Origin of the sequence: Neorhizobium galegae (genome assembly GCF_017877055.1) — a bacterium.
Lineage (GTDB): Bacteria > Pseudomonadota > Alphaproteobacteria > Rhizobiales > Rhizobiaceae > Neorhizobium > Neorhizobium galegae_D.
In genome coordinates this window covers 774,153-789,164 of the sequence record NZ_JAGIPG010000001.1, presented here as the reverse complement: position 1 = coordinate 789,164, position 15,012 = coordinate 774,153, and the positions used below count along the sequence as shown (strand labels likewise).

The window sequence follows — 15,012 nt, the reverse complement described above, 5'->3', positions numbered from 1 at the left end:
ACATGCCGGACTACGCACAGATCAAGAAAGAGCTCGAAGGCCTCGCGATCGAGGACAATCCGGCACTGGTGCGCCAGAAGAGCCGCGATTTCTATTGGTATTCGCCGATCCTCAAGGAAGAACTCGAAAACGTCACCGCCGATCTCGTCGTCTCGCCGAAAAGTGAGGAAGAGGTGATCCGGGTGCTGAAGGTCGCCTATGCGCATGGCGTGCCGGTGACCCCGCGCGGCGCCGGCACCGGCAATTACGGCCAGGCCATGCCCCTTTCCGGCGGCATCGTGCTCAACCTCATCAACATGAACAAGGTCAAGGAAATCCATCCCGGCCGCGTCATCGCCGAACCCGGCATCGTCATTGCCGAACTCGACCGCCAGACCAGGGCGCATTCCGGCCAGGAACTGCGCTTCCACCCCTCCACAGCCCAGACGGCCACGATCGGCGGCTTCGTCGCCGGCGGTTCCGGCGGCGTCGGCTCGATCCATTGGGGCGGCCTGCGCGACCTCGGCAACATCCTGCGCCTGCGGGTCGTCACCATGGAGGCCGAGCCGCGCGTCCTCGACCTGACCGCCTGGGATCTGCAGAAGGTCACCCACGCCTATGGCACCAACGGCATCATCGTCGAAGTCGAGATGCCCCTCGCACCGGCTTATGACTGGGTGGATGTGCTGGTCGGCTACGACGACTTCATGGACGCAGTGCGCTTCGGCGATGCGCTGGCCCACAAGAATGGCCTGCTGATCAAGGAAATCGCCCCGATCGCAGCCCCGATCCCTTACGACTATTTCCCACGCCACAAGCCGTTCCTGCGCGACCGCAACCAGTCGATCGTCGTGCTGATGGTGGCGCCGCATTCGATGGATGCCTTCACCGCCTTTGCCGAGCGCCAGAAGGGCGAGATCCTGTTCCGCTCCGACAAGGTGGAAAGCATGAAGGGCATCCCGCATGCCTATGAGCTCGCCTGGAACCACACGACGCTGCGGGCGCTCAAGGTCGATCCCGGCTTCACCTATCTGCAGGTCCAATATCCAGGGCCGGACCATGTCGCCAAGGTCGAGAAGATGACCAAGATCTTTGGCGACGAGGTGCCGGGCCATCTCGAATTCATCAAGTTCGATGGCCGCATGCAGTGCTCCGGCCTGCCTCTCGTCCGCTACACGACCAAGGAGCGGCTGGAGGAGATCATGCAGATCCACCGCGACAACGGCTGCCCGATCTTCAACCCGCACCGCTACACGCTGGAAGAAGGCGGCATGAAGCAGACGGATGTCGTGCAGCTCGCCTTCAAGAAGGAAACCGATCCGAAGGGTCTTCTGAACCCCGGCAAGATGATCGCTTGGGACAATCCCGATTTCGATTTCTCGGCCGGCAAGAACTACCTCTTCCCGGGCCTTGCCGCAGCAGGTGGCTGATGCGGGTCCTGCTGATCCATTCGCATCCGGTCGAGGAAAGTTTTGGCGCTGCCCTGCACAGGCAGGCGCGTGAAAGCCTGTCAAAGGCCGGGCACGAGGTGGATGACTGCAACCTCTATGCCGAAGGTTTCGATCCGGTCATGTCGCGCCATGACCGGATGACCTATCACGACTACCCGAACAATCTGTCGCTGGTGAAACCCTACGTCGACCGCCTGCAGGCCGCGGAAGGTCTGGTGATCGTCACGCCGGTCTGGAATTTCGGCTGGCCGGCGATGCTGAAGGGTTATTTCGACCGCGTTTGGCTGCCGGGCATCACCTTCGAGCTGAAGGACGGCAAGCTGACGCGAAAACTGCATATCGACAAGGTGGCGGTTGTCACCACCTACGGCGCCACCCGCTGGCGCGCCTTCCTCGCGGGCGACCCACCGAGAAAACTGTCGAAACGCGTGCTGCGGGTCCAGACCAACCCGGCCCGGCCGGTGAGGTTTCTGGCCCATTACGACATGAACAACTGCACCCCGCAGACACGTGCGGCGTTTCTGGACAAAGTGAAGCGCGAGATGGAGCGGTTTTAGCTCTCCACCTCGTGGCGGCGCATCACCAGCAGAGCATCTGCCTCCGCCATGGCGGCACGGGTCTCCGCGTTCGGCGTGGAACCGACTGGCTCACCGGCATTGCGGTCCGATATGAACAGAAACCGATCCACCTCCGCCCCCGCCGCCGTCACCGTCCGGTAGGCTTCCCATCGCCGATGTATCCTCGCCGCAACCCGGAGCGACGGAATATTTTCCGGGCTGACGATTGAGACGATCCGCCCGAAACCGAGACTGCCGAGACCAAAATCACGGCAGGCAGCGGCCGCCTCGGCGGCATAACCGCGGCCGAGCCATTCGCGCCGGAGATGATAGCCGATCTCCGGCTCCAGGCCCTTGGGGGTCGGCTGCAGCGTAACGCCGCAATCACCGATCAGCTCGCCGCTCGCCTTCTCGACGACACCCCACAGGCCGAAACCGCTTTCCTCATAACTCCGGAAGGCAAGCTTCTCAAACCAGGCTTCGGTCTCTTCGAAGCTCTTGGCGCGCGGATAGAAGCGCATGCCCTCGGCATTGCCGAAGATGCGGTACAAGATAGGCAGATCGGCCTTGGTGATCTCCCTTAAGGTTAGCCTTTCCGTCTCAAGAATCTCACGCATCCTACGCTCTCGATCGTCGCCATATCGCCCCGCCACTCTTTACTTGAATACGCTTTTTTGCGCTATTTCCCCCATCGCGAATCTTCATGTTCAGGGGCAGACAGACGATGACGAACCAGGTTTCACCACTCGCCAGCATCCTGCGTCCCTTGCATCCCCGTGATCCTGACGAACATCACCGGGTCGCAACCCCGCTCGAACTGCTGTTCGACCTCGTGTCGGTGATCGCGATCGCGTCCGCCGCCGCCGGCCTGCACCATGCGATTGCCGAAAACCATGCGGCGCAGGGGGTGATGACCTTCGTCATGGCCTTCTTCGCCATCTGGTGGGCCTGGATGAACTTCACCTGGTTTTCCTCGGCCTATGACAATGACGATGTCGTCTACCGATTGCTGACCATGGTGTTGATGGGTGGCTCGCTGACGATTGCCGCCGGCATTCCGGCGCTGTTCACCGAGGCGCCGGATTTCACCCTGGTGATCTATGGTTACGCCGTCATGCGCATCGGCATGATCATCCTGTGGCTGCGGGCCGCCTATCACGGCCCGGCCTGCCGGCCGACTGCGCTTGGATATGCGATCGGGATCTTCCTCGTCCAGCTTCTCTGGCTGAGTTTCCTCTTCCTGCAACCTATCACCTTCGGCCTGTCGTATCTCCTCTGGGCGCTCGGCGTGGCCCTTGAACTGGCCGTGCCGGCCGTCGCGGAACGGCTGAGCGCCAATACGCCATGGCACCGTCACCACATCGTCGAGCGTTATGGCCTGCTCAACATCATCGTGCTCGGCGAGACCCTGCTTGCCGGTTCGACGGCGCTTCGCCAGTTCGCCGGCGAGGTCAACATCATGCTGGTGCATACGGCGCTGTCGGCGCTGGTGATCGTCTTTTCGCTCTGGTGGGTCTATTTCGCCCGCGAGGAACAACTCAACAGCCATCACCTGAGACGTTCGCTTCTCTGGGGTTACGGCCATTTCTTCATCTTCACCTCGGGCGCGGCGGTCGGCGCCGGTTTTGCGGCGCTCGTCGATATCATCACCCACCATTCCGAAGTCTCCATCCTCGTCGGCGACTATGCGGTGGCGATCCCCGTTGCGATCTATCTGGCGAGCCTCTGGTTCGTCCGCGACCGCTATGTCTGCATCGGCCCGGCGCGCTACACGCTGGCGGTGTTTGCCGTTCTGACGCTGGTTGCGCCGGCAATCGGGCTCGGGCTGGAAGGCATAGCGGCCACGACGGCGCTCGGCGTCATCGTCCGAAACCTGTTTGCCGGGCGCGCCTATTCTGCGTCACCGACATCTCACCACGGCCACTAAACTTTTCCTTAAATTTTACCGGTTATTAATCTCTGGAAACCGAGAGATTAAGCGATGCGTATTGCGTTTTTCATCGCCCTCCTGACGCTGTCCCTGTCTGCCTGCGCGTCTGCGCCGAGCCGGGTGACCAATGCCTGCGCGATCTTCGAGCAGCGTGATGGGCTGTTCAACAACTGGGCGCGGGACGCCAAGAAGACCGAGCGGGAATTCGGCGTGCCGGTGCCGATCCTGATGGCGACGATCTATGTGGAATCCGGCTTCCAGCCCTATGCCCGGCCGCCGCGCACCAAACTGCTCGGCTTCATCCCGTGGACACGCCCCTCGACGGCCTATGGCTACGCCCAGGCGCTCGACGGTACGTGGCTGAGCTACAAGAAGGATACCGGCCGCTGGAACGCCAGCCGCACCGATTTCGGCGATGCCGTCCATTTTGTCGGCTGGTATCACAACCAGAGCCATCTCAAGAACGGCATTCCACTCTCCGACAGCTACAATCTCTACCTCGCCTACTACACCGGCCAGGCCGGCTACGCGCGCGGCCAGTTCGGCAACGGCGTCAAGCAGACCGCGCAGAAATCCGCCGGCATGGCGGCCAAATACGAAGCGCAGCTCAGAGGCTGCGGCTATTGAGCGAACCCTAGCGGCTGACGACGATGCGTGTGTTCGACAGCCCATGCCGGCTGGCGAGTGAGAAGAACGTCGCTGCATTTTCAGGATGCAGGCGGATGCAGCCATGCGAGGCAGGTCGGCCGAGCCGCTTCGTCTCGAAGGTCGCATGGACGGCATAGCCGCCATTGTAGAACACCGCGAACGGCATCGGCGCGTCATCGTATTTGCGCGAACGGTGATCCCGGGACAGCCACTTGGCGCCCCAGCTTCCCGTCGGCGTCGAATAACCCGGGCGCGCGGTCGAGACCTTCCATTCATAGACGATGACACCATCCTGCTCGACGGTCATGGTCTGTGACGACAGGCTGACGCTGGCAACAAGACTTGCGGAAAAGGCAGCGGGCGCGAGAAATTGCGCGCACAGAAGTGCCACAGCACCCATTACGATACGATGCATGAAAACCCCCAATAAAAACCCTGGAGCAGACGATACCCCAATCAGCTCAAGGAATATTTAAAGCGAGGGGCGATATTCTCCGCAAATCACAAATTCGGCAGCCATCGCCGCAATAAAGCAACTACGTGATCAATAAAGACTGAATACCGTGAGCCTCTCCCCGACACAGGTCGCGCGGGAGAGGCATCTCTATTCGGCGTTGCTTCAAAACACCTTCGCCGCCGTGACTTCCACTTCGACCAGGAATTCGGCACGGGTAAAGCCGCCGACGACGATGAGCGTCGAGGCCGGTTTCGGATCGAGCGTATAGCGGTCCCGCACCGCCATGTAGGCGGGAAAATCCTCGCGGCTGGTGACGAAGCCGGCAATGCGGATGACGTCCGAGTAGGTCATGCCCGCCTCTTCGAGGATCGCGCCGATCGCCTTGAAGCAGAGTTCGGCCTGGCCAGCCACGTCCGGCGGGATCCTGTCTTCCGGCGAGATGCCGAGCTGGCCGGAGGTCACCAGCAGGCTTGCCCCCGGAGGGACGAGCAAACCGTGATTGTAGCCGCCGAACGGCTTGCGGACGGACGGTGGATTGAATGTCTTAAATGCCATAACCGACGATACCTTTGATTTCGAGGAAGTCGTGAATGGCCCAGTCGGCATACTCGCGGCCGTTGCCGGATTGCTTGAAGCCGCCGAAGGGCGCGAAGAGATCCCACTCGGGATAGTTGATGAACACCGAGCCGGCCCGTAGCCGCGCCGCCACCTGGCGAGCATGGGCGAGGTCGCCGGACTGGACATAGGCCGCAAGCCCATAGGGCGTGTCGTTGGCGATCTCGATCGCCTGCTCCTCTGTCTCGTAAGAGAGGATCGACAGGACCGGCCCGAAGATCTCTTCGCGGGCGATGGTCATGTCGTTGGTGACGTTTCCGAACACGGTCGGGCGGATGTAGTAGCCGCGGTTGAGGTTTTCCGGCCGGCCGGGGCCACCGGTGACGAGCGTCGCGCCTTCGGTGATGCCCGCCTCGATCAGCCGCTGGATCTTGTCGAACTGGACCTGGCTGACCACCGGGCCGAGATCTATGCCATCGGCGCGGGGATCGCCGGTCTTGAGTTTTTCGGCGGCAGCCTTTGCGACCTGAAGCGCCTCGTCGTGACGCCTGGCCGGCACCAGCATGCGGGTCGGCGCATCGCAGGACTGGCCGGAATTGGCAAAGCAGGCGGTCACGCCCTCCGCCACCGCCTTTTCGAACTCCGCGTCGGCCAGGATGATATTCGGCGACTTGCCGCCGAGCTCCTGCGCCACCCGCTTCACCGTATCGGCAGCGGTCTTGGCGACAATCACCCCAGCGCGGGTCGAGCCCGTGAAGGACACCATGTCGACGTCCGGGTGGCCGGCCATCACCTGCCCCACGTCCGGCCCGGTGCCGTTGACAAGGTTGAAGACGCCCTTCGGCGTACCGGCTGCCTCCATCACTTCCGCAAAGATGATGCCGCTGATCGGCGCGATCTCGGACGGTTTCAGCACCATGGTACAGCCGGCGGCAATCGCTGGCGCCACCTTGCAGACGATCTGGTTGAGAGGCCAGTTCCACGGGGTGATCAGCGCGCAGATGCCGATCGGCTCCTTGACCACCATGGTCGTGCCGCGGGCCTCGGTGAACTCGTAGGCCTCCAGCGCTTCGATGGTGGCCATCATGTGCCCTTTGCCGGCGGCGGCCTGGGCGTCGCGGGCAAAAGCGATCGGCGCGCCCATTTCCTGGGATACGGCCTTGGCGATATCCTCGTAACGCTTTTCATATTCGACAAGAATACGGCGGAGCAGCGCCAGCCGCTCCTCCTTCGACCACCGGGAGAAAGCCGGGAAGGCAGCCTTGGCGGCGGCAACGGCCTTGTCCACATCCGCCTTGGAGCCGAGCGCGATCCGCGTATAGGCCTCTTCGGTGGACGGGTCGACGACGTCGAGCGCGACCGGAATGGCCGGCTCCACCCAGACACCGTCGATGAAGAATTTCAAGTGGTTGCTCATCGGAAACCTCCGCGCGATCGAGGGAATGGTGAGCCACTATCGGCCATCGCCATCTCCCTCGCAAGCCCGCGGGATACTTCGCAAAGACGACGTGCGGAGGCTTGTTCCATCGACACCCGCGATCGGCAGCTGACGCCTTTGCTCATGCAGGCCAAGGAAAGCCGGGGAATATCAACACGTCTTACATCTTCGCAAAACCCGTCGAAACCTATCAGCAACAATACCGCTTCATCCGAACTTAAAAGCTCGATGTTATGCATAGGTCATCCTCGCGACGGCCCGGAATTTCCGCAGCGCCTGGACGCGACAGATCAACCCGGACTTCAGAAAGCAGGCAGGCCCGATGCGACGCAGCCTTCTCCCTCTCGCCCTTCTCGGGCTTTTCGCGCTGCCGATGTCCGGCGCACGGGCGACGGCCCTCACCGACGACCTCCAGGGTCTTTCCAAGCAGCAGGTCGAGGACAGCGTCGAGTTCGCATTCGGCAATGCGCTGTTTTTCCTGTTCCATGAAGCCGGACACATGCTGGTTTCGGAATTCAACCTGCCGGTTCTCGGCCGTGAGGAGGATGCGGTGGACACGCTCTCCACGCTGCTCCTGTTGGAGGCTGACGATGAGGTTTTCGATACGGCGCTGACCGATTCCGTCGATGGCTGGACATTTTCCGCAGAGGCCAGCGAGGCGGCCGAAGAGGAACTGGCGATGTGGGACGTCCACGCGCTCGACCGCCAGCGCGCCTTCAGCATGGTCTGCATGATGGTCGGCAAGGATGCGGAGAAATTCAAGGAATCGGCCGATAACCTCGAATTTCCGGAGGAACGCCGAAGGCAGTGCGTCGGCGAATATCTGAAAGCCCATGACAGCTGGTTCGGCGTCCTGAAACCGCATCTGCGGACCGACGGGCAGAACAACAAATTTACGATTACCTACAAGAAGCCGAACAACAAGGAACTCGAGGACTACGCGGACTTGACGAAGACGGCGAAGGTCCTGGATATCCTCGCCGAGCTTCTCTCCGGGCTCTACAAGCTGGACGACGGCATCAAGCTGACGGCTGCCGAATGCGGCGAACCGAATGCCTATTGGTCGGCTGGCGGTCGGGAAGTGACATACTGCTATGAGCTGATGCAGTGGCACATGCAGACCGTCGCCAGATATTTCAAAGAGGAAGAGGGCAAAACCGACGAGAGCGAAGAGGCGGCCGACGACGAGAAAAAGCCCACCCTCCAAAACCTGTTCGGCAAGGCAACGGCCCGCTGGTAGTGCGCGCCCGCAGAACTAAGCCCGGCATCAGCCTTCACAAGCCTGACGCCGGGCGTTTTCATTGTCGCGTTCAAGCGCCATAGGGCGCGAAGAACTTCTTGGCAGCTTCGATCTCGTTGGGACGGATCTCGTGCCCGCCGCCGTGCCATTCCAATGTCACCGTATCGCCCTGCCGCCTGAAATAGCCGGCAAGTTCGTCGGTTTGCTGGACGGAACTGATCGGGTCGTGCTGGCCGGCCGTGATCAAAACATGGGCCTTGTCTTCGGCCTTGCGGTCCTTCGGCGTGAACGGGATCAACGGATGCATCAGCACGCCCGCCTCGAACAGGCCGGGCTTCTCGATCATGATATTGGCGAGAATGTTCGCGCCGTTCGAAAAACCGAGGCCGAGCACGGTCGAGGAACCGTAGCGTTCGCGGTTGGCGGCCACGAATTCGCTCATCCGCTCGGTCGCCCGGGCGAGATCCTCGCAATCGTAGACGCCTTCAGCCTTGCGGCGGAAGAAGCGCGCCGCACCGTGTTCGGAAATGTCGCCGCGCGGCGAGATCACCGTGGCGCCCGGCAAGAGCCGGCCGCCGAAATCGAAGAACTGGTTTTCATCGCCGCCGGTGCCGTGAAAGACGAACAGGATTGGCGCTCCGGGAGCACCGGGGCGCGCCCGGTGCACATAACTGTCGTAACTCATGATGGTCTCCTTGCACGCGTCGCCTGGTTAGGCGTCCAGCGGTTCGAGATGCTGTTCGAGCGTTGCCCGCAGATGTGCATGCTGTGCGGGCAGCTTCAGGGCTTCACCGAGATGGGCGGTATCCTCGTCGCGATCGAAACCGGGTTCGTTGGTGGCGATTTCGAACAACACGCCGCCCGGCGTGCGGAAATAGATCGCCCAGAAGTAGTCGCGGTCGATCACCGGAGTGACCTGGTACCCGGTATCCATCAGCGCCTTGCGGACTTCGAGCTGCGTTGCGCGGTTCTCGACGGCAAAGGCGATATGATGGACCGAGCCTGCACCGAGATTGGCGCGGGCGATGTTCGGCATGGTTTCGATGTCGATGACATCGGCACCGTTGCCGCCCGGCATGATCAGGCGGGTCACGCCATCCTGAGCATCGGTCTGCTGATAGCCCATGAACTTCAGGAGTTCGGCGGTAGCGCCTTCATCGCGAAGACGAAGCGAGGCGGAATGGAAACCGCGGATCGCATGATCTTCGGTAATGCCGTTGCCGATGAACTGCTTGCGGGCATCGTCCTTGACTTCGACAAGCGCGAAACCGTCGCCATCGGGACCGGCGAAATGCAGGCGGTTTTCACCGAATGCGCTGTCGGCCTTGATGCCTTCCGCACCGGCTTTCGTCAGGCGGTCGGTCCAGAAACCGAACGAACCTTCAGGAACCGAGAAGAGTGTCGTTCCGACTTCGCCGGTGCCCTGACGCCCACGGGCGATATGCGGGAACGGGAAGTAGGTCATCACCGAGCCGGGAGAACCGACTTCGTCGCCGTAGTAGAGATGGTAGACATCCGGAGCGTCGAAGTTGACGGTCTTCTTGACCCGGCGAAGGCCGAGCGTGTCGGTGAAGAACTTGTTGTTGGTGCTGGCGCTTGCAGCCATCGACGTGACGTGGTGCAGCCCTTTGATCTGGTCGAGCATTTTAAACCCCTTTCTGAGGCCGCCTGTGCGGCCTGCTTTCTGGAGTTAAAATGGTGGAACGACCGCGAATTGGATAGACGCGACGATCCGAACGCATTGTTCACTCTGCGTAGACGACGAATAGTCAATCGTTCACAGAATTAAACTTGTTCAGGCAGGCGCCAGTCGACCGGATCCTTGCCGATCGACTGCAGATAGGCATTCGCCTTCGAAAAGGGCCGCGAGCCAAGAAAGCCGTTATGGGCCGACAGCGGCGACGGATGCGCCGATTTCAGCACCAGATGGCGCTGCTGATCGACGAACGCCGCCTTCTTCTGGGCATAGGAGCCCCAGAGGATGAAGACGACGCCATCGCACTCGTCGTTGACGGCGCGGATGACCGCGTCGGTAAACCGTTCCCAGCCCTTGCCCTGGTGCGAGGCCGCCTGGCTCTCCTCAACGGTCAGCACGCTGTTGAGCAAAAGCACGCCCTGCTCCGCCCAGTGTTCCAGGAAACCGTGTTTGGCCGGCGGAATACCGAGATCCGTCTCCATCTCCTTGTAGATGTTGACGAGCGACGGCGGAATGCGCACGCCCGGCTTGACGGAAAAGCAAAGTCCGTGCGCCTGGCCGAAGCCGTGATAGGGATCCTGGCCGAGAATCACCACCTTCACCTCGTCGAGCGGCGTCAGATCCAGCGCACGAAAATATTCCGAGCCCTTGGGAAAGATGCGCTTGCCGGCTTCCTTTTCGGCAACGAGGAAGCGCTTGAGCTCGCCCATATAGGGATTGGAGAATTCCGACCCGAGCGCGTGTTTCCAGCTTTCCTCGAGCTTGACCTCGCCTTCCGCCATGTCCTTCCTCACATCACGTGATGGTTGGAGCGGGAATGCCAGTCCCAGGCCGAACGGATGATATCGTTCAGGCTGTATTTCGGCTCCCAGCCGAGCACCGCCCGCGCCTTGTCGTTGTTGGCAACCAGCGAGGTGGAATCACCCTCGCGCCGGCCGACATATTCCACGGGGAAGGGTTTTCCGGAAACCTCCGAAATCGCCCCCAGCAGTTCTTTCACGGTCGTGCCGGTGCCGGTGCCGAGGTTGAGTTCGACCGTCTCGCCGCCGGCGAGAAGGTAGTCGACCGCCCGCACATGCGCGTCGGCAAGGTCGAGCACGTGGATATAGTCGCGCACGCAGGTACCGTCCCGGGTGTCGTAGTCGTCACCGAACACCTTGAAGCCCTGGCGCCGGCCGAGCGCCGCTTCAATGGCAAGCGGAATGGCATGAGTTTCCGGCGTGTGCCATTCGCCGATCCGGCCTTCGAAATCGGCGCCTGCGGCGTTGAAATAACGCAGCATGACCGACTTCAGGTCCTTGTAGGTGCCGTAGTCCTTCAACGCCTGTTCGATGATGAACTTGGTGCGGCCATAGGGGTTGATCGGCGCCTGTTTATGCGTCTCGTCCATCGGTACGCGGTCCGGCAGGCCGTAGGTGGCGCAGGTCGAGGAAAATACGAAGGCCTTCACACCGGCATCGATCGCCGCCGACAGCAGCGTCAGCGCGCCGATCACATTGTTGTCGTAGAAGGCGACCGGGTTCTTGACTGATTCACCCACCTCGATCAGCGCCGCGAAATGCAACACGGCGTCGGGCTTGTGCTTGGCGAAAACTTCGTCGAGCCGGGCGCGGTCGCGGATATCGCCCTGCTCCAGAGCGCCCCAGCGGACGAACTCCGCGTGCCCGTTGGATAGATTGTCGAAAACGATCGGTTCATAGCCCCGCTCGGCGAGCACCAGACACGTATGGGAACCGATATAGCCGGCCCCGCCGATCACGAGCACTTTCTTTAGCGACATCATTTCCCCTGCGGTTATTGAAGCCGGCCGCACTATAACCGGCGGCGCTTAAATGGGAAGGGCGGACGACCATGAGAAATTTCGGTAGAGACGCCGTTCCCGAACTTGTCTATCCTACTCAGGATATTCCATAGGTCATTTCATGCGTCTCCTCTTTCTCGCCCTCGGCTGGCTGTTCGTTGCAATTGGCATTGTCGGCGCCTTTCTGCCTGTCCTGCCGACCACGCCGTTCCTGCTTCTGGCCGTCGCCTGCTTCGCCCGCTCCTCGCCACGGCTGGAGGCATGGTTGCTCGAGCACCCGAAATTCGGGCCGTCGCTGCGTAATTGGCGGGAAAATGGTGCAATCGCCAGGAAGGCGAAGATCGCCGCCGTTTCGCTGATGGCGGTGAGTTATGCGGTCTTCTGGTTCGGCACCTCGCCGCCGTTCTGGCGGGCGGCACTGGTGGCCGCAGTGATGCTCGGTTCGGCGACCTTCATCGTCACCCGACCCGATACCTGAATCCTGACAGCTCAGCGGTGCCGCGATTGCGGCAGGACGTAGGGGATGTGGGCTGCCGGCAGGCGGCCGACGGCGCCGGCAATGCCGTAGACGCTGGCGATGATCTCGTCATTGACCGTTTCCAGGCAGGCGCCTTCCGCCACCACCCGGCCGTGGTTCAACACCACGAGATGGTCGGCGAATTCCGCCGCAAGGTTGAGGTCGTGCAGGATGGCGAGCACGATGCCGCCGGCATTGGCGAAGTCGCGGGCGATCTCCAGCACCGAGATCTGGTGGCCGAGATCGAGGCTGGCGGTCGGCTCGTCGAGAAACAGCGCCCGCGGCACGCCGTCGGAGACGGGCTGCGGCACCTGCGCGAGGGCGCGGGCAAACTGCACCCGCTGCTGTTCGCCGCCCGACAGCGACGGATAGGGCCGGCTTTCGAAACTGCGAAGCCCGACGCGGGAGAGCGCCTGGCGGGCCTGCTCGGTCGGGTTCAACGCTCCCTGCGCCACCGCCCCCATGCGCACGATTTCGAGCGCGGTGAAGGGGAAGGCGAGCTGCGTCGCCTGCGGCAGCACCGCCCGGCGTTTGGCAAGCTCGACCGGCTGGCAGAGATCGACGCCGGTGCCGTGATAGCTGACGAAGCCGATATCGGGTTTCATCTCGCCGGAGATCACCTTCATCAGCGTCGATTTTCCGGCACCGTTCGGGCCGATGACGACGGTGAACTTGCCCGGCTCGAGATCGAGGCCGACATTGTCGAGCAGCTTTCGGCCCGAGCGGGCGACGGTGACGTGTTCGGCGGAAATCATGGCATGTCCCGCGTGGTGATGCCGTTTTTACCCAGCAGCAGGAAGAGGAAGACTGGCGCGCCGAACAGGGCGGTGATGACGCCGATCGGCAGTTCCGCCGGCGCGGCGACAGTGCGCGCAACGCTGTCGGCAACCAAAAGCAGCGCCCCTCCCCCGAGCGCCGAGCCCGGCAGCAGGAAGCGGTGCGACGGTCCCATGACGAGGCGCAGCAGGTGCGGCACGACGATGCCGACGAAACCGATCGAGCCGGCGACCGCGACGGTCGAGCCGCAGGCGGCGGCGACCGCGACGATGACGATCTTCTTGAGCCGCTGCACCGGTATGCCCATGTGGAAGGCGGCGGCGTCGCCGAGCACCAGCGCATCGAGGCCCCGCGCCACGAAGGGCATGATCACCATCACCACGCCGATGAAGGGCAGGATGGACAAGACCCGGCCGAACGTGGCCCCCCCGAGCGAGCCGAGGTTCCAGAAGGTGATGTCGCGCAGCTGCCGGTCGTCGGCCATGACGATCATCAGGCCCATCAGGGCCACCGACAGTGCACCGATCGCGATACCCGACAGGATCAGCGTCGTCGTCGACGTCCGTCCGTCACGGGTGGCGATGAGGTAGAGCATCCAGGTGTTGAACAGACCGCCGAAGAAAGCCATGAGCGGCAGGAACTGGTTGCCGAGCAGCATGGCGACCGGCGCCAGGATGCCGTTGCCCAGCACGATCGCCGCAACCGCCGCAAGCCCGGCGCCGGCCGTGACGCCGACAATGCCGGGATCGGCGAGCGGATTGCGGAACAGGCCCTGCATCATCGCGCCGGAGACGGCAAGCCCGGCGCCGACCAGAAGGCCGAGCGCGGTGCGCGGCAACCTGACCGCCTCGAGGATCACCCGTTCCTGGGTCGAAAGGCTGGCGCTGTTGCCGGTCGCATAGGTCCAGAGATCACGCAGGCCGACGCCGGTGGGGCCGACGCCGAGCGAAAGCAGGCAGGCGGCAAACAGCATTACTGCCAGCAGGAGGAGCACGGCGACGCCCTGACGCGTCCGGTCTCCATCGTCCGCCGGACGGAAGGGCATCGCCAGCGCCCTCATCATCAGTTGATCGCCCCGGGATAGATCTGCGCGGCGAGCGTGCGGGCGGCGTCCGGCGTGCGCGGCCCGAAACCGAGCAGCAGCAGACCGTCCATGCTGACCAGCGCCTTGTTGGCGGCAGCCGGCGTCGTCTGCATCGACGGTATCGCAAAAACCTGTTCCGGTGTGATGGTATGATCGCCGCGCGACATCGAGAGCACCACATCCGGCTTGGCCGCGATGACGGCTTCGTCGGCAAGCGGCTTGTAACCGTTGATGGTCGGCGCGGCGTTGACGCCGCCGGCCATTTCGATCACCGCGCCCGCTTCCGTATCGGCACCGCCGGCCATGACGCGGTTATTGGCGAGCGACAGCACGAACAGAACCTTCTTCTTCGGTCCGGGGATCTTGGCAACGTCGGCGGCGAGCTTCTTCAAGTCCTCTTCCGTCTTTGCGGCCAGCGCCTCTGCCTTGTCGGAGAGGCCAACGGCTGCACCCACATCACGGATCTTCCTGCCGATCGCATCGGCCTTCGGCGGCGTCGGGATGACCACCATCGGCACTTCGCTGGCTTTTAGGATTTCGATGACCGGCGGCGGGCCGGAACCCTCTTCCATCAGGATCAGATCGGGCTTCTGGCCAAGAATGCCTTCCGCGGACAAGGCGCGCATGTAACCGACATCCGGCTTGGAATTGGCCGCATCCGGATAGAAGCTCGTCGAGTCCCGTGCTACGATCCGGTCCTCGGCGCCGAGCGCATACAGGATCTCGGTGATCGTGCCGCCAATCGAGACGATCCGCTTGGCTTCCGGATTACCCTTGTCGGATGCAGCGGCGGCGCCCGCGACGAGACCGGTGCCCAGGAGGACGGCTGCGAAAAGCCCCCTCAAGGTGAAGGAAGACCCCATGATACTCTGCTCCTTGTCT

General features: G+C 62.5%; 17 protein-coding genes. 6 read left to right on the top strand and 11 right to left on the bottom strand.

What is annotated here, in order from left to right; translation table 11 throughout:
• Positions 1–2: 2 nt before the first annotated feature.
• Both J2857_RS03545 and J2857_RS03540 read left to right on the top strand, forming a co-directional pair.
• Positions 3–1,409: an FAD-binding oxidoreductase gene (locus tag J2857_RS03545; protein ID WP_210008622.1), complete on the top strand. Its 1,407-nt coding sequence runs from the start codon at positions 3–5 to the stop codon at positions 1,407–1,409.
• Positions 1,409–1,987, top strand: a complete 579-nt coding sequence (locus tag J2857_RS03540; protein ID WP_210008620.1) for an NAD(P)H-dependent oxidoreductase — start codon at positions 1,409–1,411, stop codon at positions 1,985–1,987. Before J2857_RS03545 ends, J2857_RS03540 begins: the two co-directional genes overlap by 1 nt.
• On the opposite strand, the gene J2857_RS03535 is transcribed toward J2857_RS03540, so the two are convergent.
• Complete coding sequence (locus tag J2857_RS03535) at positions 1,984–2,604, bottom strand: GNAT family N-acetyltransferase (RefSeq protein ID WP_210008618.1); 621 nt, start codon at positions 2,602–2,604, stop codon at positions 1,984–1,986. The two genes, J2857_RS03540 and J2857_RS03535, sit on opposite strands and share 4 nt — an antisense overlap.
• Before the next feature lie 107 nt (positions 2,605–2,711).
• Here J2857_RS03535 and J2857_RS03530 point away from each other — a divergent pair, with 107 nt between their 5' ends.
• Together J2857_RS03530 and J2857_RS03525 are read left to right on the top strand one after the other, a co-directional pair.
• Positions 2,712–3,914, top strand: coding sequence for a low temperature requirement protein A (locus tag J2857_RS03530; protein WP_210008616.1), 1,203 nt, complete (start codon positions 2,712–2,714; stop codon positions 3,912–3,914).
• Positions 3,915–3,968: 54 nt separating this feature from the next.
• On the top strand, positions 3,969–4,544 hold the full coding sequence (locus J2857_RS03525; protein ID WP_210008614.1) for a transglycosylase SLT domain-containing protein: 576 nt from the start codon (positions 3,969–3,971) through the stop codon (positions 4,542–4,544).
• Positions 4,545–4,551: 7 nt separating this feature from the next.
• Here the strand turns inward: J2857_RS03525 and J2857_RS03520 are convergent, their stop codons facing one another.
• The 3 genes from J2857_RS03520 to J2857_RS03510 form a co-directional block, all read right to left on the bottom strand.
• On the bottom strand, positions 4,552–4,980 hold the full coding sequence (locus J2857_RS03520; RefSeq protein ID WP_210008612.1) for a L,D-transpeptidase: 429 nt from the start codon (positions 4,978–4,980) through the stop codon (positions 4,552–4,554).
• A gap of 204 nt (positions 4,981–5,184) precedes the next feature.
• A complete protein-coding gene (locus J2857_RS03515; RefSeq protein ID WP_210008611.1) occupies positions 5,185–5,577 on the bottom strand; it encodes a RidA family protein in 393 nt (130 codons plus the stop codon).
• Positions 5,567–6,994 carry an aldehyde dehydrogenase family protein gene (locus J2857_RS03510; RefSeq protein WP_210008609.1) on the bottom strand — a complete coding sequence of 476 codons (1,428 nt, stop codon included), beginning with the start codon at positions 6,992–6,994 and terminating at the stop codon, positions 5,567–5,569. The genes J2857_RS03515 and J2857_RS03510 overlap by 11 nt, the downstream gene beginning before the upstream one ends.
• 343 nt (positions 6,995–7,337) lie before the next feature.
• Here J2857_RS03510 and J2857_RS03505 point away from each other — a divergent pair, with 343 nt between their 5' ends.
• Positions 7,338–8,255, top strand: a complete 918-nt coding sequence (locus J2857_RS03505; RefSeq protein ID WP_210008607.1) for a DUF4344 domain-containing metallopeptidase — start codon at positions 7,338–7,340, stop codon at positions 8,253–8,255.
• A 70-nt stretch (positions 8,256–8,325) separates the two neighbouring features.
• On the opposite strand, the gene J2857_RS03500 is transcribed toward J2857_RS03505, so the two are convergent.
• From J2857_RS03500 to galE, 4 genes are all read right to left on the bottom strand, one after another.
• Entirely contained in the window at positions 8,326–8,940 is a 615-nt protein-coding gene (locus J2857_RS03500) for an alpha/beta hydrolase (RefSeq protein ID WP_210008606.1), read from the bottom strand.
• A 27-nt stretch (positions 8,941–8,967) separates the two neighbouring features.
• On the bottom strand, positions 8,968–9,900 hold the full coding sequence (locus J2857_RS03495; RefSeq protein WP_210008603.1) for a VOC family protein: 933 nt from the start codon (positions 9,898–9,900) through the stop codon (positions 8,968–8,970).
• A 140-nt stretch (positions 9,901–10,040) separates the two neighbouring features.
• On the bottom strand, positions 10,041–10,733 hold the full coding sequence (gene ung, locus J2857_RS03490; protein WP_210008601.1) for a uracil-DNA glycosylase: 693 nt from the start codon (positions 10,731–10,733) through the stop codon (positions 10,041–10,043).
• A gap of 8 nt (positions 10,734–10,741) precedes the next feature.
• Positions 10,742–11,731 (bottom strand): UDP-glucose 4-epimerase GalE, encoded by a 990-nt coding sequence (gene galE / locus J2857_RS03485; RefSeq protein ID WP_210010015.1) that lies wholly within the window; start codon positions 11,729–11,731, stop codon positions 10,742–10,744.
• Between the two features lie 142 nt (positions 11,732–11,873).
• On the opposite strand from galE, the gene J2857_RS03480 reads away from it, so the two are divergent.
• Entirely contained in the window at positions 11,874–12,230 is a 357-nt protein-coding gene (locus J2857_RS03480; RefSeq protein WP_210008599.1) for a YbaN family protein, read from the top strand.
• 11 nt (positions 12,231–12,241) lie between these two features.
• Here the strand turns inward: J2857_RS03480 and J2857_RS03475 are convergent, their stop codons facing one another.
• The 3 genes from J2857_RS03475 to J2857_RS03465 are packed head-to-tail and all read right to left on the bottom strand — an operon-like array spanning position 12,242 to position 14,993.
• On the bottom strand, positions 12,242–13,024 hold the full coding sequence (locus J2857_RS03475) for a heme ABC transporter ATP-binding protein (protein ID WP_210008598.1): 783 nt from the start codon (positions 13,022–13,024) through the stop codon (positions 12,242–12,244).
• Positions 13,021–14,109: a FecCD family ABC transporter permease gene (locus tag J2857_RS03470; protein ID WP_210008596.1), complete on the bottom strand. Its 1,089-nt coding sequence runs from the start codon at positions 14,107–14,109 to the stop codon at positions 13,021–13,023. Before J2857_RS03470 ends, J2857_RS03475 begins: the two co-directional genes overlap by 4 nt.
• Positions 14,109–14,993, bottom strand: a complete 885-nt coding sequence (locus J2857_RS03465; protein ID WP_210008594.1) for a heme/hemin ABC transporter substrate-binding protein — start codon at positions 14,991–14,993, stop codon at positions 14,109–14,111. The genes J2857_RS03470 and J2857_RS03465 overlap by 1 nt, the downstream gene beginning before the upstream one ends.
• Between the last annotated feature and the right edge of the window lie 19 nt (positions 14,994–15,012).